Origin of the sequence: Streptococcus urinalis 2285-97, from assembly GCF_000188055.2 — a bacterium.
Classification (GTDB): Bacteria; Bacillota; Bacilli; order Lactobacillales; family Streptococcaceae; genus Streptococcus; species Streptococcus urinalis.
Genome location: NZ_AEUZ02000001.1, coordinates 1333376 through 1359416 on the forward strand (window position 1 = coordinate 1333376; position 26041 = coordinate 1359416).

21 protein-coding genes are annotated in these 26041 nt (G+C 31.5%); 1 reads left to right on the top strand and 20 read right to left on the bottom strand.

Features of this window, described 5'->3' with window-relative positions; all coding sequences use genetic code 11:
* Positions 1 to 64: 64 nt before the first annotated feature.
* The 15 genes from STRUR_RS06815 to dnaG form a co-directional block, all read right to left on the bottom strand.
* Positions 65 to 1810, bottom strand: a complete 1746-nt coding sequence (locus STRUR_RS06815; RefSeq protein WP_006739013.1) for a GBS Bsp-like repeat-containing protein — start codon at positions 1808 to 1810, stop codon at positions 65 to 67.
* Positions 1811 to 1886: 76 nt separating this feature from the next.
* Positions 1887 to 2324, bottom strand: a complete 438-nt coding sequence (locus STRUR_RS06820; RefSeq protein ID WP_006740112.1) for a GtrA family protein — start codon at positions 2322 to 2324, stop codon at positions 1887 to 1889.
* Positions 2325 to 2338: 14 nt separating this feature from the next.
* The gene (locus STRUR_RS06825; protein WP_006738536.1) at positions 2339 to 4351 is read right to left on the bottom strand and encodes a DUF7657 domain-containing protein; all 2013 of its coding nucleotides are present in this window, start codon (positions 4349 to 4351) and stop codon (positions 2339 to 2341) included.
* Positions 4352 to 4353: 2 nt separating this feature from the next.
* Entirely contained in the window at positions 4354 to 5286 is a 933-nt protein-coding gene (locus STRUR_RS06830) for a glycosyltransferase family 2 protein (protein WP_006739189.1), read from the bottom strand.
* A 1-nt stretch (position 5287) separates the two neighbouring features.
* Positions 5288 to 7756 (bottom strand): LTA synthase family protein, encoded by a 2469-nt coding sequence (locus STRUR_RS06835; protein ID WP_006739260.1) that lies wholly within the window; start codon positions 7754 to 7756, stop codon positions 5288 to 5290.
* A complete protein-coding gene (locus STRUR_RS06840; RefSeq protein WP_006739186.1) occupies positions 7753 to 9519 on the bottom strand; it encodes a rhamnan synthesis F family protein in 1767 nt (588 codons plus the stop codon). The genes STRUR_RS06835 and STRUR_RS06840 overlap by 4 nt, the downstream gene beginning before the upstream one ends.
* The gene (locus STRUR_RS06845) at positions 9516 to 10850 is read right to left on the bottom strand and encodes a glycosyltransferase family 2 protein (RefSeq protein ID WP_006740568.1); all 1335 of its coding nucleotides are present in this window, start codon (positions 10848 to 10850) and stop codon (positions 9516 to 9518) included. Before STRUR_RS06845 ends, STRUR_RS06840 begins: the two co-directional genes overlap by 4 nt.
* Positions 10835 to 12058 (bottom strand): ABC transporter ATP-binding protein, encoded by a 1224-nt coding sequence (locus STRUR_RS06850; protein ID WP_006739745.1) that lies wholly within the window; start codon positions 12056 to 12058, stop codon positions 10835 to 10837. Before STRUR_RS06850 ends, STRUR_RS06845 begins: the two co-directional genes overlap by 16 nt.
* Entirely contained in the window at positions 12058 to 12861 is an 804-nt protein-coding gene (locus STRUR_RS06855; protein ID WP_006738943.1) for an ABC transporter permease, read from the bottom strand. The genes STRUR_RS06850 and STRUR_RS06855 overlap by 1 nt, the downstream gene beginning before the upstream one ends.
* Positions 12861 to 13796 carry a glycosyltransferase family 2 protein gene (locus tag STRUR_RS06860; protein WP_006739904.1) on the bottom strand — a complete coding sequence of 312 codons (936 nt, stop codon included), beginning with the start codon at positions 13794 to 13796 and terminating at the stop codon, positions 12861 to 12863. The genes STRUR_RS06855 and STRUR_RS06860 overlap by 1 nt, the downstream gene beginning before the upstream one ends.
* On the bottom strand, positions 13786 to 14940 hold the full coding sequence (gene cps2T, locus STRUR_RS06865; protein ID WP_006740487.1) for a beta 1-4 rhamnosyltransferase Cps2T: 1155 nt from the start codon (positions 14938 to 14940) through the stop codon (positions 13786 to 13788). Before cps2T ends, STRUR_RS06860 begins: the two co-directional genes overlap by 11 nt.
* A 111-nt stretch (positions 14941 to 15051) precedes the next feature.
* Positions 15052 to 15906 (bottom strand): dTDP-4-dehydrorhamnose reductase, encoded by an 855-nt coding sequence (gene rfbD / locus STRUR_RS06870; protein WP_006738718.1) that lies wholly within the window; start codon positions 15904 to 15906, stop codon positions 15052 to 15054.
* Positions 15907 to 16027: 121 nt separating this feature from the next.
* Complete coding sequence (locus STRUR_RS06875; RefSeq protein ID WP_006740158.1) at positions 16028 to 16366, bottom strand: metal-sulfur cluster assembly factor; 339 nt, start codon at positions 16364 to 16366, stop codon at positions 16028 to 16030.
* Between the two features lie 26 nt (positions 16367 to 16392).
* On the bottom strand, positions 16393 to 17502 hold the full coding sequence (gene rpoD / locus STRUR_RS06880; protein WP_006740340.1) for an RNA polymerase sigma factor RpoD: 1110 nt from the start codon (positions 17500 to 17502) through the stop codon (positions 16393 to 16395).
* Between the two features lie 8 nt (positions 17503 to 17510).
* Positions 17511 to 19316: a DNA primase gene (dnaG, locus tag STRUR_RS06885; protein ID WP_006740569.1), complete on the bottom strand. Its 1806-nt coding sequence runs from the start codon at positions 19314 to 19316 to the stop codon at positions 17511 to 17513.
* Positions 19317 to 19446: 130 nt separating this feature from the next.
* On the opposite strand from dnaG, the gene mscL reads away from it, so the two are divergent.
* Positions 19447 to 19833, top strand: coding sequence for a large conductance mechanosensitive channel protein MscL (mscL, locus tag STRUR_RS06890; protein WP_006739394.1), 387 nt, complete (start codon positions 19447 to 19449; stop codon positions 19831 to 19833).
* Positions 19834 to 19912: 79 nt separating this feature from the next.
* Here mscL and rpsU read toward each other — a convergent pair whose 3' ends face one another.
* From rpsU to STRUR_RS06915, 5 genes are all read right to left on the bottom strand, one after another.
* Positions 19913 to 20089, bottom strand: coding sequence for a 30S ribosomal protein S21 (gene rpsU, locus STRUR_RS06895; RefSeq protein ID WP_000048058.1), 177 nt, complete (start codon positions 20087 to 20089; stop codon positions 19913 to 19915).
* Positions 20090 to 20189: 100 nt separating this feature from the next.
* Entirely contained in the window at positions 20190 to 20993 is an 804-nt protein-coding gene (locus STRUR_RS06900; protein WP_006740570.1) for a transporter substrate-binding domain-containing protein, read from the bottom strand.
* Between the two features lie 112 nt (positions 20994 to 21105).
* Entirely contained in the window at positions 21106 to 23370 is a 2265-nt protein-coding gene (glgP, locus tag STRUR_RS06905; protein ID WP_006740475.1) for a glycogen/starch/alpha-glucan family phosphorylase, read from the bottom strand.
* 21 nt (positions 23371 to 23391) lie between these two features.
* Positions 23392 to 24963, bottom strand: a complete 1572-nt coding sequence (gene malQ, locus STRUR_RS06910) for a 4-alpha-glucanotransferase (RefSeq protein WP_081479443.1) — start codon at positions 24961 to 24963, stop codon at positions 23392 to 23394.
* Positions 24964 to 25003: 40 nt separating this feature from the next.
* Complete coding sequence (locus STRUR_RS06915) at positions 25004 to 26029, bottom strand: LacI family DNA-binding transcriptional regulator (protein WP_006739335.1); 1026 nt, start codon at positions 26027 to 26029, stop codon at positions 25004 to 25006.
* Positions 26030 to 26041 lie beyond the last annotated feature (12 nt).

Below are 26041 nucleotides of genomic sequence, written 5' to 3' on the forward strand. Positions count from 1 at the left end.
AATTATAATTTTCTTACTATTTTAGCATTATTATAAATTACTTTCAAGAAAGCATATTTAAAAATCAGTTATTGTAGATGTAGTAAACTTCTCCTCCCCAATAGTGTAAATAAGGATTAAACCATTTTCTAAAATTACCAATATATTTTTTACCATCATAATTTGATTCTTTAACTTGAATTTTGGTATTTGATGAAACATGAGTCACAACGGCAACATGTCCTAGACCACCGGCATCTTTAGGCCAAACAGCTATGGCTCCAACTTTTGGTTCCGTACCTACTTTAAAGCCATATTGTTTTGCTTTCTTTGCCCAAACCGTTGCATTCCCCAAATTATTAGGTATCCACTTTGCAATTTCTTTCACTCCCCAAGTACATTGCCCATGAGGATAAGTGTTCGTTTCAGAAATGTATTTCGTAATGATTTGTTGCTTTTTTGTGAAATTTGAAATGTTATTTCCTTTACTTTCTTGCATTTGGTTTTCTAATGAGATATTACCTAAATCAAAAGTTTCTTTTTGATTATCAGAATAGGTTACTACTGCTTCTACCTGATAGCTTTTTATATGATCACTAGAATCAAAAAGATTAAATAGTGCCTTTGCTTTTCCAAATTGATTTGCTGCAACAGTAACTGTTTTTTCAATTTCATTTGTATTTAATGAACGAACTCGTACATTTAAATGTGTCACTTTTCTAGAAAGTAGTGTTTCATTAACTGTCACTGAATACTTTCCATTCTTATAGTCTTCCATCTGAACTTTTGGTTTTTCTAAACCCGAAATAGAAGTAATTTGAAATCCTCCAGTATCGAGTAAATTCTTTTGTTCTCCGGTTTTAGAATGAATACCATAAATATGAGCCTGATATTGTCCCATTTCAAAACCATGATTTGATAAAGGAATCATAAGCTGAAAACTACCTTTACCCGTTTTTTTAGCCTGATACCACTTAATATCATCTTGTCCATTTTCTTTCGTCCAGACTGGAACCTTTAATTCAGAATAATTATCTGAAACATTTGATATTTGCAGTGTAACATTTTGAGAATTTAAATTGGTAAACTGTGTCATCAACTTTTCTGAAGCATTCTTGGTTTCTAATAAGCCACTTGTTCTATTATCATGCTCTTCGGACATATTAGTTGCTTTTTCTTCAGATTCAATTCTAGAAATGGTTTGTGCAGAGATACCATTTAAGTTATCCTCTTCTTCTAAATAACTATGGATATTAAGTAAAGCACCTTTATGTTTTGAAAGATTAATCTTGATAGGTCTACTTGGATCTACAGTATACCATTCTAAGTCATCTTGACCTTTTTCTTCTGACCAAATTGCTACTTTTAATTGACTATCTTGTGGTTTATCAAAGGGATAAGATAAAAATAGATCGTTACCTTTTATAGTTATTTCTGGCTTTTCCATAGTGACATTCAAAGTTGGAAAAGATTTGCCCATTTCTTTACCATTATTAAAATGCGTATAGACATGTGTCTCATAGGCACCTACTCTATTGCCGTGATTTGATAGAGGTATAACAGCTTTAAAACTGCTATCATTTTCTTTTATTGCTTTATACCAATGTAAATCATCTTGACCTTTTTCCTGAGACCACACAGCAATATCTACAGAAGAAATCGCAGATTCACTTGGCAATTTTTTACTCGTTACATGTACTTCAAATTGCTTTTGTGATTTATCTAATTCCGTACGGGTGACCTCTACTACTTCATTTGCATATGCTGATGACGTTGCTAGAATAGTACCTAATATAGTTGTTGCGAATAAAAATGTTTTGATTTTTTTCAAATAATAACTCCTTTTCTTTTATTCACTGTAACTATTCGAAATTAAACTAAAAAAACAATCTGTGATAGATTGTTTTTTATCGATTATCTTGAAAAATAAATAACTTACTAAAGACGTAATTGAGAACAATGATTAAAACCTGACCGATAATCGTTTCAATGGCATTAATCATATCAATATTTTGATTGACAAATTGTCCTATAATTCCTGGAAATTTTTCAACTAAGAAGTAAGCTAATAATAAATCCAATACTAATGTAAAGATCCTAGCAATAACAAATTTAACAAATCGTTGGAACCAACCTTTTTTAGCCTGATTAAAAACGTATTTGTCATTTGTAAAAAATGCAAAAATAATGGCACAAATATTGGCAATCGTTGCTGAAACAGTCGCTTCCCTCAATAATGAAAATGAAATGAACCTAACTGTCATATAAACAATTGTTGCCAGCACTCCAAAGAATAAGTACTTGAAAACTTCAGTATGCATAAATCTATTAATTGATTTTATCATCTTAATCTCCGTCATTATTTTGTATATTGGTAAATACTATTACCATCTTTATCTGGACCATAAATCAGTTTAAAATCATTTCCAAATTCTTTATTTAAGTCTCTATAACTCAATATATATTTGACTTTTGTTTTACTTAAACCTGACTCATTTAAATGAATCGTCAAAACGTCTGGTACTGGTGAGTCCATGGTTAGGTTATCTTTAGTTAAGAAAACTTGCATATGGGAATAACGATTCCAATATTTTTCCATTTTATGATTTGGATCTAATTGATTCATCAATTTAACATCTGGATAAAATCTAACACTATTGATTGTCTTGGCACCAAACATTTGTGGGTAATTATATAAACTACCTTCTGTAACCCATCTTGCTTCTTTATCTGCCTTAACTAGTTTTGAAATTTCAGTTGAAACCTTTTTGTCAGTAATCACCGACATTCCTTTAACAACGGGATTAACCGTAAAACCACTGATGATTATAGCCCCCATAATTAAAATAGTAAAGACGAGACGCTGCCTAAATATTGCCATTGCAACAATAACAATATATAAAAGAGCAAGTGCTATTAAATATTTTTTTCCAATATAACCAATGACATTAAGGTCTTTAGATGTTAACCAAGTTAAGCCAACCATTAATAGGGTTGAAGTTGTCAATAAAAGCCATTTATAGATTCTATTTTTCTCCCGCCACAGATATGAAATCAACCAAATTGATGCAAATACACTAATAACAGAGAGAGCTTGCCAAGAACGTGCTGAAGTGACATAAGTAAATAAGGTTACTTTAGCAAGTATTTTTGGCACACCAACAAATGTATAAATGAAAAGGAAAAAAGTGTAAATGCTCATAAAGATTCCAAAATAATTCTCTTTTAAATTTTTCATGAAGAATAGAAAAGGGATAAGAACTAGAATTGGAATCAATAATCCTATAGATGAAGATGCTTCAACTTGGTTTATAAATGATGGAATTTTAAATGGAATGATAAATGATAAAAATAAATCAGAAAAATGCGAAATTGGAAAATTGCCACCGAAAGACTCTCTATGACCGGGGTACAAGGTATTCAAAGTAAGCTTCAACGCATCGGAACTTCTGTATAAAGTCCATCCAATAACACCTAATGATGCAATAAGAGTTGTTGTTATTAGTGTAAAATCTATTAAATGAAACTTCTTTTTCTTTAAATAGTTTACAAATTCAATAATGAAAAATCCTAAAATTAGATAAGCAAAAGGAACTTGAAAAGCTGGGTAAATAACCAATACAAATCCTATTATTGATGCTACCAATAAACTTACCAATCCTATTTTTTTAATTACAGACTTTGTATTAAAAAAGTGATGTATCAAAACCATAATGGCTAATGAATAAAAGACTACATCCCCGAGATGTTGCATACACCACCACTGTATTGCTGGTGTATAAGTAATCCAAAAGCTACCTATAGTAGATAATAATTTATTTTTTTTCGTTATAATCATAGAAAACTCGAATGCTAACAAAAGCATAAGAATTATCTTACTACACCAATACCAAGATAAGCCTTTGGTTGGTCCTAAAAATAGAAACCCCCAATTAAATGGTTTACCAATGACAGAAATATCCTTAACAGGTGCATTATAACTGATAACCATATTTTGTCCTGATAAACCGTAAGACTTATTGACTAATTTAGCTCCAGTATTTGCTTGTGAAATAAAGAAAGGTGTTTGTACTAGCCACTCATCAGTTCTAATCATTCTAGGGTATCCAATTATTGTACCATCTGACTTAGGAGGATAAGATACCCAATGTTTTAATTCAGACAGAATATTTATTTGGTCACCTTTAGAATACTGATTAACTGTTTTCATTTGTTGACCATTTGTCAATTCAGTCACACCATAGTTGTTCCAATTTGAAATGGAACTACCATGCAAATTAAGACTTAATCCAACAATAAATGCGATTAAACCCCATAAATAACGCCATTTCAGAAAAAAATCAATACATTTTGAAAAGGAATTTTTGACCATAATTATTTATTTCTTTCGTAATAATTATAAACTTGTAATTCATACTGCATTCTATTTTGTCTAACTATGGTATCTAAAATAAATCCAGAAACAAAGGATAAAGCTGCTAAAATCATGAAACCAGTCGCTAAAATAGCTGATGGCATTTTATGAATTAAACCAGTATGCGCAAACTCACTAATAACTGGAATGCCAATTAATAAACCAATTATAAATAATACCAGACTTACTAGACTAAAGAATAGTAATGGTTTGTAGTCCTTAAAGAGGTTAAAAATCATTTTCAATACTTTAAAGCCATCTGAAAATGTATTTAATTTTGACTCACTACCTTCTGGTCGATCTTGATAAGTAATCGGTACTTCTACTAGTTTAAAACGTTTATCTAAAGAATGAATGGATAATTCTGTTTCAATTTCAAATCCTGGTGATAAAACTGGAAATGTTTTGACAAACAAACGATTAAAACCACGATAGCCTGTCATGATGTCTTCATAGTTACCCTTGTATAGTTTATTAATCAATTGTTTTACAAGATTATTACCAAATCCGTGGAAACCACGTTTATTTTCTTTGGCATATGTTCCATTTGATAAACGATCTCCAATAGTCATATCGGCCATACCAGTTCGTAATGGCTCTAATAATTTTTCAACTTCAGCAGCAGGATAGGTATCATCTGCATCAATCATAATATAATAATCAGCATCAATTTCACGGAACATTGAACGAACAACATTTCCTTTCCCTTGTCGGGGTTCAAAACGAACAATGGCTCCTGCTTCTCTAGCTAATTCATTTGTTCGATCCTTAGAATTATTATCGTAGACATAAATATCAGCCTGTGGTAAATAGGTCTGAAAATCTTTGATCACTTTTTGAATGGTTACTTCTTCATTGTATGCTGGTAAAAGAACTGCTATTTTCTCAGCCATCTTAATCTCCTATGTTAAAAAATTTTTTATGTTTTCCAATATAATCTTTCCCAAGAGTAATATCATATTGTATCATTTTAAGGTCATTAGCTATTTCTTTTTGAGATTTAGATAATGTTGTTTTGTCAACACTAGCATTTTCTAATACTTGTGTGAGTAAAGCATAATAAGGTGACACTTTAGAATTAGTGTGTTCCAATAATTCTGCTGTGAAATCACTAGAGTTCACCAATGGGTGATTAAGTTTTTTCGTTTGATGATTACTCCAGATAAAATAGTCTGTCTCATGTTTCTCATTTACTGCTTCTTTAAAAGCACTGTCAGGATAAAATCCTGGCAAATGGTCTCCATAAAAGACGACTGTTATATTTTTATTAATTTTTGAAAGATTATCTAAAAATTCCTTAGTATAAGTATCTGTATGAGTGAGTAATCTTGAATAACTCGTTAGATAATCATTTGATTCTTGAGGAAATCCTTCTCCAGTTACAACCAGATCTGATGGATCACCTATTGACCATAAGGCATGATTTTGCATTGTAATAACTGAGAAAAATTGATTTTCTTTCGTATTTATATTATCAATAACATTATTATAAACAGTCTGATCACTTGGATAAATACCCGTGTTTTCAACATTTTTCAATTTTTCAGTACCACCAGTTTCAAATATCAATTTATCAAAATTAAGTCTATTATAGATATATTTTCTACTGTAACTACTTGCACTTGCAGGATGAATTACTATTCTATTTTTAGAAGAAAACTGATCACTAATTGATGGGAAATAAGACATTTTAGGAACAACTTCTGTATATAAAGTTGATACAGAAGATGAATAATTGTAAAAAGGTAAACCTGTTAATGTTTGGAATTCCATATTAGCAGTGCCACCACCAAAACCATCTGATTGCATCAATCCACTAGTTGTTTGTTCTTTTATGGCATCAATATTCGGAAGTAAATCTTCTTGTAAAGAAACTGCAGGTATTCTATTTGGATTTGACAAGCTTTCGCTAAGTACATAGATTACTGTTTGATTTTTTATATTGTTTGATCTTGTTTTGTTAATTTCTTTCGATAATTTGTCATATTTTTTATAGATAGACGAAATTTTTTGTTGAGAATAACCAGAAGGCTCTTCAATTACAGACATGGTAAGTTGTTTTGACCACACAAACATCACAGATTTATATTTTGCATTAACATTAAATCCCATCCACTCAATACTTGCCCAATTGTTTAAACTGGAAATAACTGGAATATGACTAGTTTCTTTATGTTTTGAAACATATTTAAATGATGTAAAAATCGTTACAAAAGAAAGAATAAGTAAGAAAACAGTGCTAACTCTTAATTTCCAACTTTTTACAATTGGTTGAACTTCAGTAAATTTTCTAAGAACAAAGTAAATAATGATTGGTAAAACAATAGCTAGAATAATATAAATAATGATTTTTGAATTAACAAATGATAATACGGTATTTATCTCTTGAATCCAAGTAAAATCCGTAATTAATAATGGTTCACTCCTCATTGACTCTTTTAGAATATTTGCAATAGAAATAGCAATTCCTAAAACAGTCAAAAATAATGTTGTTGCGATATATCTATTTATCAACACATAACAAAGAAAAGAAAAGAGTGTGATAATGACAATCTGGTAAACCGTTCCACCTGGAACAATATATTTTCCTGCTAAATCAGAATTTCCTCTAACCCCATACTGAAGGGTGTAATTAAAGAGAATACCGAATGCCAAACTTGTTGTAAAAGCTAACGATAATGACGTTTTAATATGCTTAATATGACTTAATGCGTTTAAGATAAGCAGATTGATAATAGAAAAAATAAATAGTAATTCGATTACCGTAACCAGAGCATTTCTCGTGTAAGTACTGTAATTTGTTAAGGTTGTAAAATCGGGTAAATGATCAGCAATTGCAGTAACAAATGAAGTATCATTTAATATAAAAAAACTTACAAGCAATGCAATAATATACTGATTACTATTATTACTCTCAATTAAATTATTTTTTTGGTTTAAAATAGGAATTTTTGGTAATACAAAATAATAAATAAGTGAAATAACAAGTAATATAGCAACTATCAATAATCCTTTCCATTGAAAAAAATTATTTTTTTGAAGTTGCCAGATATCAAAATCTTTATTATTTAAATTCCTCGTTATGATGATAAAATAACTGGTTAAAAGGTAGGCAATATATGAAATACCTAATTTAATAAATAAATTTTTACTTAGATTTCTCATCACATAATAAGAGAGACCAACACCTGAAATTAAACAAGCAATCAAACTAAAAGATAGTAAGTGTTGAAATGGTGAATCACTAGAACTTTTAGTTAATATAGCACTGTTAATTGAATAAAAGTTAATATAGAATGCAAAAATAAAAGCAAGTATATTTTCTAAAATCAAGTGCTGGTTAAATTTTTTAAGAAAATTCATTTCGATTTCAATTTCTCCAGACTACGTTTAATAATGTATTTAACAGCTCGTGCTGGACCAATAAATATATATTTTATGGCACCTTTAATACCACCTAAATGATTGAAATCAACGTAAGTGTGTGGTGCACTATCTCCACGTTCGTTCAATAATTTATTATCAACAAAAGCAGTTAAATCTACTGGATTTTTTGAAATTCTAAAATCCATGTGTTGATCCCATGCAATGTAGATTAATAATCTCTCAATAGCATGTAAGATCGAATTTTGTGGTAATGGTTCTCTTGGTACATCTTGATCATTAAGTTCCAAATCAAAGAGTGGTTTTAAAGCATCATATTTAAACCAAACAAATGTACCATAACTCATTACAAAACTATGAAATTGGTTAAAATCAATGGTTTTATGTAAATGCATTTTTTGCCATAGGTCATTCATGACAGGTGCAATTTTATTTTCATTCCAAGCATCGACAATTTTATTATATCTAAAAAAGGTTGGAATATCAGCAATCACTAAACCTATAGTCTCATTTTCAAGATTAGCTAAAATAGTGTCAGCTGGTTTTACCATCATATCAATTAATTCATTTCGCCAAGATTCACCAGCCCAAAAATCTGCTTCTTTAGATTTTTTCGTATGAAAATGCCCAATATAATCATAAGCTGCTAGCTTTTCCTTTAATTTAAGCATTGGCAATACATCCCGGCCAATATTACCAGTCACATAAACAGTAGCTGGTGCATTAAATTCTGTTAGAACCTCATCTATTTCTTGCTTTTTAGACTCACTATCTGTGGTGATAAATAAATCATATTTAAAGTGGAATGATGAAAATGCATCTAAAAATTCAGGTAAGAGGTCTACATAAAATACATGTAGATGTATTGCTACTTTTTTAGTGATTGGTTGATGCAAAGATTTATCAAGGTATTTATGTCCTAATAAATATTTAAAATCAGGATAATTAATATCAGACATGTGTGAAACAATTAAATCAATTGGATATGTGCTTGTTCTTTCAATCTCATCAATAATATAGGGTGTTATCCCTTGATGTGCATCAATAGCCTTTACCTTTATAAAAGGTACACGATTTTTGAGAATGGCTGTAGGATTATAATAGGAAAAATCAGGATGTAACATGCCAGTCATATCGGCATCAATAGTATCAAAGACAGTCTTATACCTGAATCCTTCTTTTACAAATTTACTAGTTGCTTGGGTCTCATAACTATTAATAACATCTTGTACATTTGTAAAGTCCTGAATATTTTCCCAAAAGTCTCTAAATACGTTAGATTCTAAAACAGGCTTTTTAAATGAGATAAAATAGCTTTGAATATGTTCTGGATAACCTTGACTTTTTTTTGATTTTTTAGTCTCTCTATTATTAGTAAGGCCCCAAAAGTCAACTGAATCATCCAATTCAAATTTTGAATAATAGTCTTTAATATCCCATAAAGGTCCGAAACAAGTATCATTCATAACTGTAACTGAATCAAAATGAGAAATATTTTCAAAACCGACAGACTTCATTCCATCTCGCCATGCAGCAAAATCAAAACCTATATTTTCCCTTTGAATGATATCATTTACCAAATGTTTTTCTTGTAAAAAATTAAGGTGGTTTTCATCTACTAAGCTATTTGAAATAAAAATAATATTTGAAAACAATGGACGCATCTGACTCAATTGATATATGACATGATTAGAGACTCTATTAAATTTATTAAAATGAACATATAAAAGTAGACGTTTCATTTTTTTCTCCTAAATATATTTATTATTTTAGTTGGAATAATCCATCGTCTAGAATGAGTAACTGAATTATAGCGGTCTACCATTTCTTCTAACTGTGATTTATAGGCTTCTCTAATTTTTTCAGATTGAAAATACATTGCTTTATAGGGTGAATAATGCATTAATTGATCATAGGTATCGGCGAGTTCCTTGCTCAACTGTTTTGCCACATAATCTGAAGCAAACAAATCATCTTCATCAAACATTTGATAACGTAATGTAAAATCAGTGCTTGTTATACCAGAGATATCATAGTAAAGCTGTGGATCTGGATCTGCAAATAAAACATGATTTTGAACAACTTTGCCATTCAAGCAAGTTGGAATTAACTCTGTTTGGAAGTCATTATCAAGCAATGAGACCTTTTTAAAATAAGAAGGTAACTCGGAGATATCAACTCTTAATGCTGTCGTATTATTTGGGACTGAAAAAGAGATTTGGTTATCTGACTTAAATCGAAATTCTAAAACATCTTTTTGATTAAAGCCTTTATTATCAATAGACAAATAAATAGTGACTTTTTGATGTAATGCCCTATCTAAAGCAAAATTCCTTTTAAAATGAATAGATTCAGCTTTTTCTACGTAGTAAGGTAAATCTTTTTTGTACTTGAGAAGAATATAGGTGTATGCTCTATAAAAGCTTGCCTGATCACCTCGAGAAGAACGTGAGGTTTCTAAGATTCTATAACGTAAGAAAACATCATTATTCGGAGATGCTTTAGCCTTTTCTTTTATAATTAATTGTAGGAAAAAATCATAGTCTTCAATTTGATCTAAATTATTGTCAAAACGACATTCTTTAACAATTGATTTATTGATTAAAGCACTAACTTGAATATAATTCCCTAATAGTAATTGTTCCAGACTAAACGGCCTTGCTTCTAAAACTAAATCTTCAGTTTCAATATTTTTCATACCACAGTAAACGATGTCTGAGGCATTTTCAATAGCTGAACTAACTAATGAACTAATATAATTATAAGGTAAAGCATCATCACTATCGACAAAAAGAAGATAGTCACCTTTTGCTAACTCAATTCCTTTATTTCTTGTATAAACAACACCTTGATTAGAATGAGAATATAAATAGGTTCTCTGAAAAGGAGAATTAACAATGGATTGGTTTATCTGATTTATCGAACTATCAGTAGAGCCGTCATTCAAAATCAACAATTCAATATTGGAATAATTTTGTTTATAAATGCTGTTCAAACATTCCTTTATATAATCTTCGTGATTATAGCAGGTTACAATTATTGAAACTAATGGTTCAATCATTGAATAGTCCATTCTCCGTTTCTCCGTAATAATCCAGTTGCTGAATCCATTTCTGATTTATCATCTTGATCAATATCAACACGATTTTGAAGTATAACGGGTGTTTGGGTAGAATCAGAAAAAGCAAGCATATTCCCATCTTCATCTCGAACAGATGTTTCTAATTTCACTTTTATATCATTAACATTTGGAAAATGACAGGAATAAATAATTTCTTTATGTCCCTTACCATGAATCAATGTATCCATTGTATTATCATTATAAATCCAAATTCCTCGATCAATATCTGTAAATGACAAAGCCAAATATGTATTGATATCTTCTAACACATCAAAAGAGGCTTTGAAGCTTAGTCTATCTTCTGGAGTCATTTTTTGCGGTGTTAATAATTGAATTTTCAAATTATCAACTAAGACTTTTGAGGTTTCTTCTTCAAATATATCTTCTTCAGTAACATCTGCTTGAATTGAGGTTGCTGTAGTGTTATCTAAACTATATTGGTTAGCAACATCATTTGGCTCCCCATAAGCTTTAACAAGCCCATTCTCAATTAATACAGCACGATTGCAATATTTTTTAACAGCTCCCATATCGTGTGTCACTAAAATAGTTGTTTTGCCGCTTTCTTTTCTTTCCATAAAATAGTCATTACATTTACGTTGAAAAGCTTCGTCACCAACAGCCAAAACTTCATCTAGTATAAGGACATCGCCTTCGGCTTTAATAGCAACTGAAAATGCTAAACGAACTTGCATACCACTAGAGTAATTTTTTAATTTTTGATTCATGAAATCATGAAGTTCAGCAAAATTAACAATATCATCATACATGGCATCCACTTCTTCAGTTGTAAAGCCGAGCATTGCTCCATTCATATAAACGTTTTCACGTCCAGTCAATTCTGGGTTAAAACCGACTCCAAGTTCAATGAAAGAAACCATTTTCCCTTCAACCTGAACATTCCCTTTTTCAGGAGTGTAAATTTGTGAAATAATTTTTAATAGGGTTGATTTTCCCGAACCGTTTCGACCAACTATACCAAAGAAGTCACCTTTATAAACATCAAAATCAATATCTTTTAGGACTTGTTGTTCGGTAAAACCTTTAATTCCTCTAAAACGATTAACTAGGGCAGTCCTAAAACTTTTAGTCGCCTCTGTTGGAAGTTTAAAGGACTTACTAACATGTTCTACTTTTACTGCAACATCTTTTTCTAACATTATATAATCTCCGCAAATTTCTTAGCATTTCTATTAAAAATAAGGATACCAAAACCTAAAATGACAAAAGGAATGATATAAGGAATAGCTATGTAATACCAGTGATTTGACATTTGCCAGATAGTAACATTGGCTCTATCTATTAAGAGGTATCTGAAATCTTGGATCATTTGTGCCAAAGGATTCAACATCAATATTTTAGCTGCTAACAAATGCTGATCAGACAAAAAGGTAATAGGATAAATGATTGGAGTAGCATACATACCAGCTTGCATCAACACTTCCCATACTTGTGCTAAATCCCTGTAGTAAACATATGCTGTCGATAAAATAAGTGCGATACCGACAGCTAAAACCAGTAGTTCAATAAACAAGAAAACTGACATATAAGCATAAGGTGATATCGATACACCATTTATGATTGAGAAGATTAAGACAACTACAAGGTTGATTATAAAGTTAATTAGCGCCCCTAAAACTGCCGATAAAACTATCGTATTTTTGGAGAAATTTAACTTACGTAGTAAGTCCCCTCGCATAACAATGGATACCATCCCCATACCTGTTGCCTCTGAAAAGAAAGACCAAATCACATTGGCTAAAAGCAAAGCAACTGGAAAGTGAGGGACTGTACCACCAAGTCTTAAAAAGCGGATAAATACCATGTACATAATGGTAAACATTAACAATGGCTTTAAAATTGACCAAAGATATCCAATGGCACTGCCTTGATATCGTAATTTAAAATCTGTTTTAACTAATTCTTTCAAAAGAATACGATTCTTTTTACTGAAAAGTTCCATTATTTCTCTCTCCTATAACCAAATTTGGTAATCACTAATGTTTTAAATACAAAGGTATGAAACTGACGGTTTTTTCTAAAACCGTATCTTTTTAGTATATTCATTCTTTGTTTTAAACCTTGTTCCAGTAGATTCACATAATTTTCCACTAGTGTTTTCTCATTTTCATCAAGGTTCATTTCAAGCAAATAACTTGCTTGTTTCTGACTTGATTGAATCAACCACCAATATTTACGAATTAATTGGTGTGGTCTTATCCAGTGTTGCATCCTTTTTTTTAGTGTTCTGGCGCCTAAAACATTATTGGCATGCTGTCTATACAGTTCCGTAGGAACTTGCAAAAAAATCAGTTCACCCTTAGCGGCTGCAATGATGGCTAAAAACCAGTCATGCATGAGGATATTTGGCTGATTTTCCCATAATTTCGCTAGGGCATGATTTATCATCATCGTGCCACCCGTAACGGTGTTTTCAGTTAATTCTTCAACTAAATGTGTATTTGCATGATCAGATTGTGTTTTTATCATACTTTCATGTAAAACATTAAGGTTTTGATCAACAACTTTCAAATCGGTATAAACTAATACCGGTTTATCTTGAACCTGATTCCTTATTGCTTCCAATGTCAATTGAACTTTTTCTGGCAGCCAAATATCATCTTGATCACTAAAAAAATAAAAGTCCGCTTTATCATATTTTAATAGTGTGTAAAAATTATCAATCACACCTAAGTTTTTATCTGAATCAGAATTGATGCACTTAATTCGATGATCTTGCTTTACAAATCTATTAATGATCTGTCGTGTTTGATCAGTTGAGCCGTCATCACGAATATAGAGTGTCCAATCAGTAAACGTTTGGTTTTGAATACTTTCAATCTGTTCTTCCAGAAATTGTTGACCATTATATGTGGACATCAAGATATTAATTTTCATTTAAGAATAAATCCTCATACTCTCCAACAATTTTTTGCCAAGTATAATTTGACTGAATAATAGCTTTTGCCTTTTGGCTATACAATTCATGATTGGTAGTTTTTTCGCATTCGTCAATCATTCTAGACAAATTATTTTGTTCCTTTGTCCAATAAAGTACCGAGTCTTGAGCAACACTTTGATTGAAAGAGACACCTAATACAAGATTTAATCTTGTATGTGCCAAAGCTTCTAGTAAACCTGGATTGGTACCACCAACCTCATGACCATGAATATAAGCAAAGGCATTTTCACGTATGTAATTCAGAAGTTCACGGTCATATACTGTACCAACAAACTTGACACGATGATCATTCTCAAAATGTGTTCTTTCTTTTAACTCTTCAAAAAAACTGTTGCCATCATGATTTGTAATGATAACTAAATCTTTATCAGTCTTCGCTTTCATAAATTCTCTAATAGCAGTTTCATAGTTATTTTCAGGAACAAATCTTCCTAAAATTAAATAATAATTATTTTCACTAAGTTGGAATTTAGTGAAATAATCTCTCACTCTATTTGAAGCAACTGAAAGAGTAGAGGGTATGGTATCAGTCCCGTAAGCAATAAAAGTTGTCTTAGCACTGGGATAAGTACTTTTTATATAATCCTCGATACCTTTATTGTCAGATATCACTAAATCAGCATGTTGTGCCATCATTTTTTCAGATAACTTTAAATAAGATTGGACTGGTTTCGACCATTTAGATCTTTTCCACTCTAATCCATCTGGATTAATGAAGAGTTTGCCATCTAGAGACTTTATTTTTGTCATAAAAGGCTTCACAAAGGCACCAATCGTATTTCCTAACACATAAAATATAGGAGATTTAATTCCTTCTTTTTTGACCATTTCTAAACCATAGCTAATCGCCATCATATCATAGGCAATAACTCTAGCTGGACCTAATTTTGGTGGATTTATTGTGAAACAATCTGCACCGCAATAGTCAAAATGTTCGTGATTTCTATCGTCGCTTAAACAAGCAACATGATATTGAATCTTTGGATTTGTTTGATGTTTGACTAATTCCTCAACAAAAGTTTCAAATCCACCATATTTTGCTGGTAAACCCCTACTTCCGATGATGAATACATGTTGCATAACACACTGCCCCATTCTAAATATAATCTATGTCATTATAGCATAATTTAATCCATTATGCGATAAATAAGAGAACAGCAAAAAAGAAGGACCTGTGCCCTTCTTATTAACTTATTTTTTTTGACCTTGTTTGTAAAATTCCTCAAGAGCTTCTTGCCAAGTAGGAATAACAAATCCAGTTGCTTTCGTTTTTTCCAAACTCATTGTTGAATTAAGTGGACGTTTTGCTTTTGCTGGGAATTGACTAGAGTCAACAGGTGTAACTTCAACATCTGTATCTTTTAAAATTTCCACAGCAAAATCATACCAAGTTGTATCTTCACTAGCATCATTTGAAAGATGATAGTAACCATATTCTTTTTGATTTTCAGTCAGATAAGTCATGAACTCAGCCAAAGTACGTGTCCAAGTTGGTCTTCCGTGTTGGTCATTGACAACTGTCAATTTTGAATGGGTTTTGGCTAAGTTTTGCATGGTGAAAACAAAATTTTTACCATAATTACCAAATACCCAAGCAGTTCTAATAATATAAAATTGTTTAGCATATTTTTCAACTGCTTCTTCACCTAAACGTTTGGTACGACCATATTCTGTTTTAGGATCAGGTGTATCAGTCTCCAACCATTCTTGTCCGACAGGTTTTTCACCATCAAATACATAATCGGTTGAAATATAAACTAAAGTTGCATCATACTTAGCTGCAGCTTTTGCAATATTTTCAGTACCAACAACGTTTATGGCATAATCTAATTCTTTACCTTCGTCTTCTGCGGCATCAACAGCAGTATAAGCTGCACAATGATAGACAAGTGTTGGTTTCACTTGTTCAAAAACTTCATCTACTTTTTTTGAATCGGTAATGTCCATTTCTGCTACATCAACAGCAACATAATCAACATTTCTTTCATCTAAAAGATAACGAAGTTCAGTCCCTAATTGACCATTACTACCTGTGATTAGTATCATCTCAAAATACTCCTTTTTGTCTTCTTATTATTAACGCTAAAGGCATTAAATTAACTTACAGACGTTTTTAACATTACTATTGTACACTAAAAAAAGGGATATTTCATCCCTTTTGAATTACTTAACGGATTCCCAATGCAATTCTAGCGTAGCGACTCATTTTATCAACTGTCCATGCTGGATACCATACTAATTTGACCTCTGTTGATGTCACTTCTGGAATATCTCGCATCACATCATAAATTTGATCAGTCAATAAATCCGCTAGCGGACAACCCATCGTGGTTAATGTCATATCTATTTGTGTGTGACCATCATCTTTAAAATGAATTTCATAAACGAGGCCTAAGTTGACAATATCAATACCAAGTTCTGGGTCAATAACCATTTCTAAAGCTTCTAAAATACGATCTTTTATTTTTGTTACTTCTTCTTCAGAATAAGTTTTTGTTTCTGACATTAGATTTTCCTCAATTAGTTCCTTTATTAATCTTCAATAAAATCACGAAGTTGTTTGCTTCGGCTTGGATGACGTAATTTACGAAGTGCTTTTGCTTCAATTTGTCTAATACGTTCACGTGTGACATTAAAGACTTTGCCTACATCCTCTAATGTACGCATTTTCCCATCATCAAGTCCAAATCTAAGACGAAGCACATTTTCTTCTCTATCAGTAAGAGTATCCAAAACTTCATCTAGCTGTTCACGCAAAACAACACGTGTTGTGTAGTCTACCGGATTTTCAATCACTTCATCTTCAATAAAATCACCTAAATGACTATCATCTTCTTCACCAATCGGTGTCTCAAGAGATACAGGTTCTTGAGCAATTTTTAAAATTTCACGAACCTTATCTGGTGTCATATCCATGCGTTCAGCAATTTGTTCTGGAGTTGGATCTTGTCCAAGCTCTTGAAGGAGATTACGTTGTTCACGGACTAATTTATTGATTGTTTCAACCATATGAACTGGAATACGAATAGTTCTTGCTTGGTCAGCAATAGCGCGTGTGATTGCTTGACGAATCCACCATGTTGCATATGTAGAAAACTTAAAACCTTTTGAATAATCAAATTTATCAACTGCCTTCATCAAGCCCATATTACCTTCTTGAATCAAATCAAGAAATTGCATTCCACGACCCACATAACGTTTAGCAATAGAAACCACTAAACGAAGATTAGCTTCTGCTAAACGTTGTTTAGCTTCTAAATCACCTTCTGCAACAGCTACTGCTAACTCTTTTTCTTCTTCGTTTGTCAAAAGTGGAACAACACCAATTTCTTTTAGATACATTCTAACTGGGTCATTAACTTTAGCTGAATTGCTACCTAATAATTCTTCGTCAGTTAGTTCTTCTGGTTTTGGACCTTCAACAACATACTTGGTAGAAGGATTTCCTTCACTATCGGTAATGGAAATACCACCATCCGTAAGTCTTTCAAGTAAGTCATCAATTTGATCAGCATCCAAAGTAAATGGAATAACTAATTTCTCAGTGACATCATTATCAATAGCAGTTCCTTCTTTTTTATGATTGCGAATGAATTCTGCAACTTGTACATTAAAAGTCGTAATTTCTTTTTCTTTTGCCATTATTTCCTCTATTCCATTTTTCGTTTTTGTGCAATAAGGTTTTCTAAAAGTTCCGTGGCTAAATCAACATCACCATTATGACTTGACTCTCTCACCTGTTTTCCTTGGTTTTTCAAATCACGTTCTTGTTTATAGTGAGCTATTCGCCGTTCAATCTCTTCTATTTCTCCATTATGAATATCATCAGGTAAATTTTCTTCCATTGATTGATAATAAACACGTCTCACGTCATCATCAAACTGAGCTAGATCATAAGCAGTAATATCCCCACTAGATTTTAGCAAGGAATACAGAGTCTGTAATTCCTTGGTATCAAAATAAAAATCAGCTTTATTTCGATATTCATTCAAAAGAAATTCATGATTCAATAACCTTTGAAATAATTGTAACTCTGCTTTAAGTAAGCCGGTCACAGTGTTATTTCTTGGTAGTTCAACAACTATTTTTTCTTGTTTTAATTGAGTTTGTCTTTCACTTCTATTCTTTAATCTTATTTGATTAACAGCATTTTCAACTTGCAAATAATCAAAATCAGGTAATAAATCTGCTACTTTTGAAATATAAAGATTTTGAGCTGTTATTGAAGGTGTTTGAGCAATGATTGGACTTAATTTTTCAACATATGCAATTTCAGCTTGTAAGTTATCCAAATTTTCCGGTTTAAAATAATCTATATAAAACTCAGTGCTACTAATTCTTGAATGTGTCAATAAACTAACTAAGGCTTCAATTGAATTCTTTTGAATATACTCATCTGGATCCATATTGTTGGGAATTTTGACAATCTCAACATCTAATCCTTTTAAAATATCAATAGCTTTAGCAATGGCATTTTGCCCCGCACTATCACCGTCATAAGTTATGATAACTTTATTTGTAATTTTTCTGAGATGATTTACATGTTCAACTGTCAGAGCAGTCCCCATAGAAGCAACTGCATTCTCAATACCAGAACGATAAGCAGCAATAACATCCATAAATCCTTCCATCAGAAAAATTTCTTTTTGCTTTCTAGCAACTTGCTTTGCCCTATCCAGATGGTAAAACTCATAAGACTTATTAAATATAGATGTCGATCTTGAATTTTTATATTTTGCTAATTTAGCATCTTGGTCTTCTAATGTCCATATTCTACCGGAAAAGGCAATAACATCGCCAGTATCATTTGTTAAAGGGAACATTATTCTATTTTTAAAAGCATCATAAATCTGATTAGATTGTTCTGACAAATTAAACAAACCAGATTTTAGAAGATCTGTTTGATCATACTTTTTAGATAGACTTTGATACAAAAAATCATTTTCTTTAGGAGATAAGCCTATACCAAAATGAGTAATGACATCATCTGTTAGTCCTCTAGAATACAAATATTGCTTAGCTTTTTGTCCTTCTTTAGTTGTTGTTAATACCGCTTGATAAAATTTTGCAGCATCCTTATGGATGTCTATAAGATTTTGATTTGGATTAGATTTTTTTACAGGACTAATTATAGTTGGAATATCCGCTGTCATCCCAGCTTTATTAGCAATAATTCGAACACTTTCTAAAAAAGGAACTTGACGATATTCTTCAATAAATTTGAAAACATCACCAGACCTACCACAACCAAAACAATGATAAAACTGTTTATCTTCGATGACATTGAAGGACGGCGTTTTTTCATTATGAAACGGACACAAACCAAGGTAATGTTTCCCAGCTTTTGAAAGATCCACTACCTCTCCAATAACATCAACAATATTAACATTTTGTTTGATTTGAGATATGGTTTCTTTATCTATTGCCAAAAGTCCACCTCCCCACAATACACCCATTTTAGTTTTACATTTTATTATATCACTAGAGAATTTATTTGTAAATTTAAAAATATAGGACTTTATTATTGCTATTCTGCTTTATTTTATCTATAATTATTAAGAAATTAAAAATTTAAGGAGACTTCTAATGATTAAAGAATTAAAAGAGTTTTTGTTTAAAGGTAATGTCTTAGACCTTGCTGTTGCGGTTGTTATGGGGGCTGCATTTAATGCTATCATTACGTCACTTGTTTCTGATGTGATTACACCACTTTTCTTAAACCCAGCTTTAAAAGCCGCTAATGTTGAAAACATTTCACAACTAGCTTGGAATGGTGTTAAATATGGTAGTTTCTTAAGTGCCATTATCAACTTCCTAATTATCGGTATTACATTATTCTTCGTGGTTAAAGCTGCTAATAAAATAATGAAATCTGAAAAAGAAGAAGATACTGAAGAAGAAGTTGTTGTTACTGCTGCTCCTACTCAAGAAGAATTACTTGCTGAAATTCGTGATTTACTTGCAAAACAATAATAAAAAAGGCTTAGGCCTTTTTTATTATGTTTCATTTTAGTCATAATAAAAAGTATCCCACGGGATACTTTTTTTGTCTTTAGAATTTTTTACGTTTGCGAGCTGCTTCTGATTTGCGTTTACGTTTTACTGAAGGTTTTTCGTAGAATTCACGTTTACGTGATTCTTGAAGAGTCCCAGCTTTAGTCACAGAACGTTTAAAACGACGAAGTGCATCATCTAAAGATTCGTTTTTACGTACGACTGTTTTTGACATGTGTTTCACCTCCTCAAGATATTGTAACATTTTACATGTTCCATAATAGGATACCTTTTTATTTTAAAAATGTCAATATCAATAGAGGCAAAATCATTTTTTATTCTGTTGCTTTACCTGTCAATTGAGCAGCATCTTTTATGTAAGTTTGATACTTATCTGATTTTTTAAGTTTTGTAATAACTTTATCTATACTTTTCTTTAATTTTTTATTCCCTTTTGGGATTGCAATTGCTTTGGCATCCCCATCACTTACTTTTAAATGAAATGAAGCTTTAGTAATATCACTGTTTTGTGCAATATAGCCTTCAGCTACTGGTCCTTCCAAATCTACTGCTTGAACATGACCAGTCTTAAGTTCATTTATTGCTTCGCCCATATTAGTAAGTGAAACAATGTTAGCTCCCTTAAATTGTTCTTTTGATAAGGTTTCTTCGATTGTTCCTTTCAAGACGGCTACTTTCTTACCTTTTAAGCTATCTTTATTGGTATAAGTTGCGCTATCTTTTTTTAGAATTAAAACTGCATTTTCTGTTTCATAGTATGGTTTTGAAAAATCATAAACTTTTGCACGTTCTTTTGTGTAAGATAATCCTGAAATTGCAATATCTGACTTTTTGGTTTGTAAACTAGATAAGACATTATTGAAACTCATTGAAGAAAGTTCTAATTTAACACCTAACTCATCCGCAATATTTTGAGCAAGTTCAATATCTGATCCCACAATTTTATCTTTTCCATTAACTAATGCTTTAAATTCAAAAGGTGCATAGTCTGGACTAACCGCAACTACTATTTTTCCTTTGTCTTTTATTTTATCTTGTAAATCTGTACTCTTACTTCCACAAGCTGACAATGTGACTAATGTAACTAAAGATACCGCCAATATTATTTTCTTTTTCATATTTATAATTATTCCTTTTTATTGATAAAAATAATATCAATGTATTTTTATTCATATGTCAACCTTTTTTGTATAAAAAAACTTGATTAAATTTAATCAAGTTTTCTTTTCGTTAGTTTGAATGCCAGATTTCATCATTATATTGTTCAATAGTACGGTCAGATGAGAAGAAGCCAGATTTTGCAATATTATTAACGACTTTAGTCATCCATTTTTCTTGGTCTTCATAGTCTGCTAACATTTGTTCTTTTATAGCTACGTATTCATCAAGGTCAATCAATGTCATAAACCAGTCTTTATTAATTAACTCTTGATAGAGACGTTCTAAACGTTCTTTATTTCCAAGTGATACCAAATCATCACTAACAATAAAGTCAACTGCTTCTTTTATAAGTTCATTGTTTTCATAATAATCTCTTGAGACATATGAACCATTTGCATAAAGATCGATAATGGTATCAGAATCTTTACCAAATGTATAAATATTATATCGTCCTGCAAGTTCTGCAATTTCAACGTTAGCACCATCCATTGTTCCCAATGTTAGAGCACCATTTAGCATAAATTTCATATTACCTGTTCCAGATGCCTCCTTAGAAGCAAGAGAAATTTGTTCTGAAATGTCTGTTGCAGGAATTAAGTGTTCAGCGACTGTCACATTATAATTTTCAACTAGATGAACATTTAAGTATGGGCTAACTTGTGGATCATTGTTAATCAATTCAGATAAGCATAAAATAAGATGAATGATATCTTGTGCAATGATATATGCCGGAGCTGCTTTACCACCAAAAATCACAGTAATTTTACGTTTTGGTAAGTTTCCTTTTTTAATATCAAGGTATTTATGAATAACATACAAGGCATTCATTTGTTGGCGTTTGTATTCATGGAAACGTTTGATTTGTGTATCAATAATTGAGTTTTCATCTAGATCAATACCCTTATTATCTTTCAAATAACGTTTTAAGGCTAATTTATTTTGATGCTTAATAGCTGATAAGTGTTGATGAACGGATTGATCATCTGCAAAAGCTAATAATTTTTCCAATTTTGTTGCATCGGTTAAGTAGTCATCACCAATCAATTCTTTAATATAATCTGCTAAATCTTGGTTAGCAAATTCCAACCAACGACGGAAAGTAATTCCGTTTGTTTTATTATTAAATTTATCTGGGTAAATGTCATAAAAAGCCTTTAATTCACTATTTTTCAAAATATCAGTGTGCAAAGCAGCTACACCATTGACGCTTGTTGCAAAGTGAATATCCATATGAGCCATATGAACTCTTCCAGACTCATCAATGATTTGAACACGAGAATCGTTATACTTAGCTTTTATCAATTCATTTAATTTTTCAATAATGAGAACTAAGTGTGGAACAACTTCATTCAAGTAATCTAATGGCCATTTTTCTAGTGCTTCCGCTAAGATCGTATGATTAGTGTAACCAATCATTTGTTCCACGATAGATACTGCTTCTTCAAAGGAAATGGTATGTTTCTCAGTCAATAAGCGAATCAATTCTGGAATAACCATTGATGGATGTGTATCATTAATTTGAACATAGGCATATTCAGCTAAATCATGTAGGTTTGAACCTCTTTCAATTGCCTCGTCAATCAGTAATTGCGCAGCATTTGAAACCATAAAATACTGTTGATAAATACGTAACAATTCACCATTAAGGTCTGAATCATCAGGATACAAGAAAAGTGTTAAATTCTTTTTGATTTCAGTTTTATCAAAGGAAATACCATCTTTAATAAGACCATAATCAACACCTTCTATATCAAAAAGATTTAAATAATTTTTAGTGTTTCGGTTATAGCCTAAGACATCAATGCGATCTAGACGTGATTTTAAGATGAAGTTTTTAAATGGAACATCATACGAAATATCAGTTGGTACTAACCAAGAATCTGATTCAATCCAATAGTTTGGTTCAGCATCTTGTTGATTATTTTTAAAAACTTGTTTAAATAACCCACAGTGGTAATTTAAGCCAACGCCTTCACCATTAATTCCTAAAGTTGACATTGAATCAATGAAACAAGATGCGAGACGGCCCAAGCCACCATTACCTAAAGATGGTTCTAATTCAACATCTTCAATTTCAGAAATGGATTTTCCTGCCTCTTCAAGTTCTTTTTTGATGTCTTTGTAAATACCCAAATTAATAAGATTATTTGATAATAATTTTCCTATTAAAAATTCAGCAGAAATATAATAAACTTTACGTTTAGCAGTATTTTTTTCTTTATGACTTGCTTCTTCTTTTACAAAATCTAATAATGAAAGATAAATTTCTTCATTACTTGCCTCTTTTAATGTTTTACCTAGTTTTGTTTCAGCAAATGTTGTAAAGGTTGACATGATTTCCTCTTTCTTGTTTTCCTATTTATTTTCTGTTGCAATTCTACCATATAGTGCTGTAATCTCTTTTAAAAATGATTTTGTTTCACTTGAAATATCTTCTGAAAGCATGCGCCACTGCCAATTACCACCAACTGTAGATGGTCTGTTCATGCGGCTTTCTTCTGGTTTATCAAGGAGGTCTTGCATTGAGATTATAGCTGTGTTACTTGCTGTTGAAAATAATAATTTCAACATAACTTGATTTATAGCTTGGTCTTTTCGTCTATTAGTATAATTATTGACAAAATCCTGTTGTTCTTTGTCAAGATTATTATACCAACCATTAATAACTTCATTATCATGTGTTCCAAGATAAGCTACACTATTTGGAACACATCTAAAAGCAATATCAATACTCTTAGCTTTGACATCAAAGTAACCAAATTGGAGCACTTTCATTCCTGGAAATCCAGTATCATATAAAAGTTGTCTTGCTTTTTCATCAATATTTCCTAAATCCTCAGCAATTATTGGTAAATCACCTAGTTCTTCTTTAATAACTTTAAAAAGTTCATAACCTGGTCCAGGTAGCCACTGTCCAACTTTTGCTATCTCAGCATCTCCTGCAACTTCCCAAAAGTCTGAGAAGCCTTTGAAGTGATCAATTCTCAAGATATCATAAAGTTTGAAACTTTCTTTGATACGGTAAACCCACCATTGGTAGTTACTTTCTTTGTGGTTTTGCCAATCATAGATTGGATTACCCCAAAGCTGTCCTGTATCACTAAAATCATCTGCAGGAACACCTGCTACAAATAATGGGTTTTTATTTTCATCAACTTTAAACAATTCTGGCATGGTCCAAACTTCAACACTATCCGCTGACACATATATTGGCATATCTCCGATGATTTCAATACCATTTTCATTTGCATAAGTCTTTAAAGCCAACCATTGCTTGTTAAAGAAATATTGAACGACTTTGTGATAAGTGATTTCTTTTTTTAATTTTTGACGATAAGTGGCCAATGCAAGCTCTGAGCGATTAACAAGATTTAAATCATCCCATTCTTGCAAGGATTTATTGCCAAAAAATTCTTTAAATGCCATAAATTCAGCATAATCAGCTAACCAAGTTGCTTCTTCTTCAAAAGCTTCAAGTAAGGTTCTATTTTTAGCAATAGTCAAAAAGTTTGAGACAGCCTTCTCAAGAATAGGTCTTCTTGCTTCAAATATCAATTCATAATCGACACTTTCAATATCACTACCAAAATCAACATCTTGAAAGTCACTTTTCACTAATAAACCATCCTTAACTAGCAAATCAAAATCAATAAAATGAGTATTTCCAGCTACAGCAGAAAAAGATTGATAAGGAGAATCTCCATAACTAGTGGGTGATAAAGGCAAAATTTGCCAATAAGACTGTTTTGTTTCCTTTAAAAAATCAACAAATTGATAGGCTTCTTTCCCAAAAGTTCCAATTCCAAATTGACCAGGCAAAGAACTGATGTGCATCAAGATACCACTTGCACGTTTTTCCATCATACACTCCTTAAATTTCAAATATCTGAAGAAATTATAACGCAACCGCTTGCGTAAGTCAATCATTTTTCCAAAAAAATAGAAAGACTAGATTTTTCTAGACTTTCTATTCAGCATGATTAATATCTCTGACACTTTCTCTTTCTTTCAAGGTAAATGGGACAAAGATTTTTTGATTGAGACTTTCTTTTGGCTTTTTGATAATTTCAATTAATCGACTAAAACTTGTTCTACCAAGATTATCAACATTGATATCAAAAGTCGTTAAATAGGGATGAATTAGTTTTGAGTAAGTGGAATTATTAAAAGTAATGATTGAGATGTCACCTGGAACTTTTAATTGGTAGAAGGATAGTAATTGCATTATCCTAACGGATATAACATCACCAATCACAATGAGTGCCGTTGCTTTAGTTTCTTGTATTGTTTGAAGTAATTCTTCAATTAAAATAGGATCTTTTCGATCAAAAAGTAACATTGGCATACTCTCTAAGCCTAATTTCAGCGTTCCTTTTAAATAGCCAATATACCTTTCTGAGGCCACCTCAGAATTTAAATCATCTGTAATAAATAAAATACGATGATGACCTTTTTCGTAGAGAAAATCCACTGCTGTTTTAGCCATTAGTTGATTATCATTATCAATATAGGTAATTTTATTTTCATCACCTTCAGGTGCACCTACAATGACAAAAGGAATCTCGTTAGACATGAGATACTGCCTAACCGGATCTTTTTGATCGGAATATAATATGATAAAGCCATCAACACGTTTTTGCCGATACATTAACTTTACCTGATCTTCTAAATCTTGAAGTGACATACCAGTGGCGATAGATACTGTAAAATCTTGCTTTTTAGCTTCATCAGTAATGGTAGATAAAATTTCCATAAAAAAAGGTTCACTTAAACGGTCCGAAAAGATAATAGGTGGAAAGACAATTCCAATATTATGAGTTAATCCGCTTGCAAGCATTTGCGCAGCAGCATTAGGAACATAGCCTAATTCTTCCATTGCTTTTCGAACAGTTTCTTTTGTTTTTTGAGAGATAGAATGATTATCTTTTAATACCCGACTAACAGTTGACGGATTCACGCCAGCTCTTGCCGCAACATCTTTAATGGTTACCATCTAATTACCTAG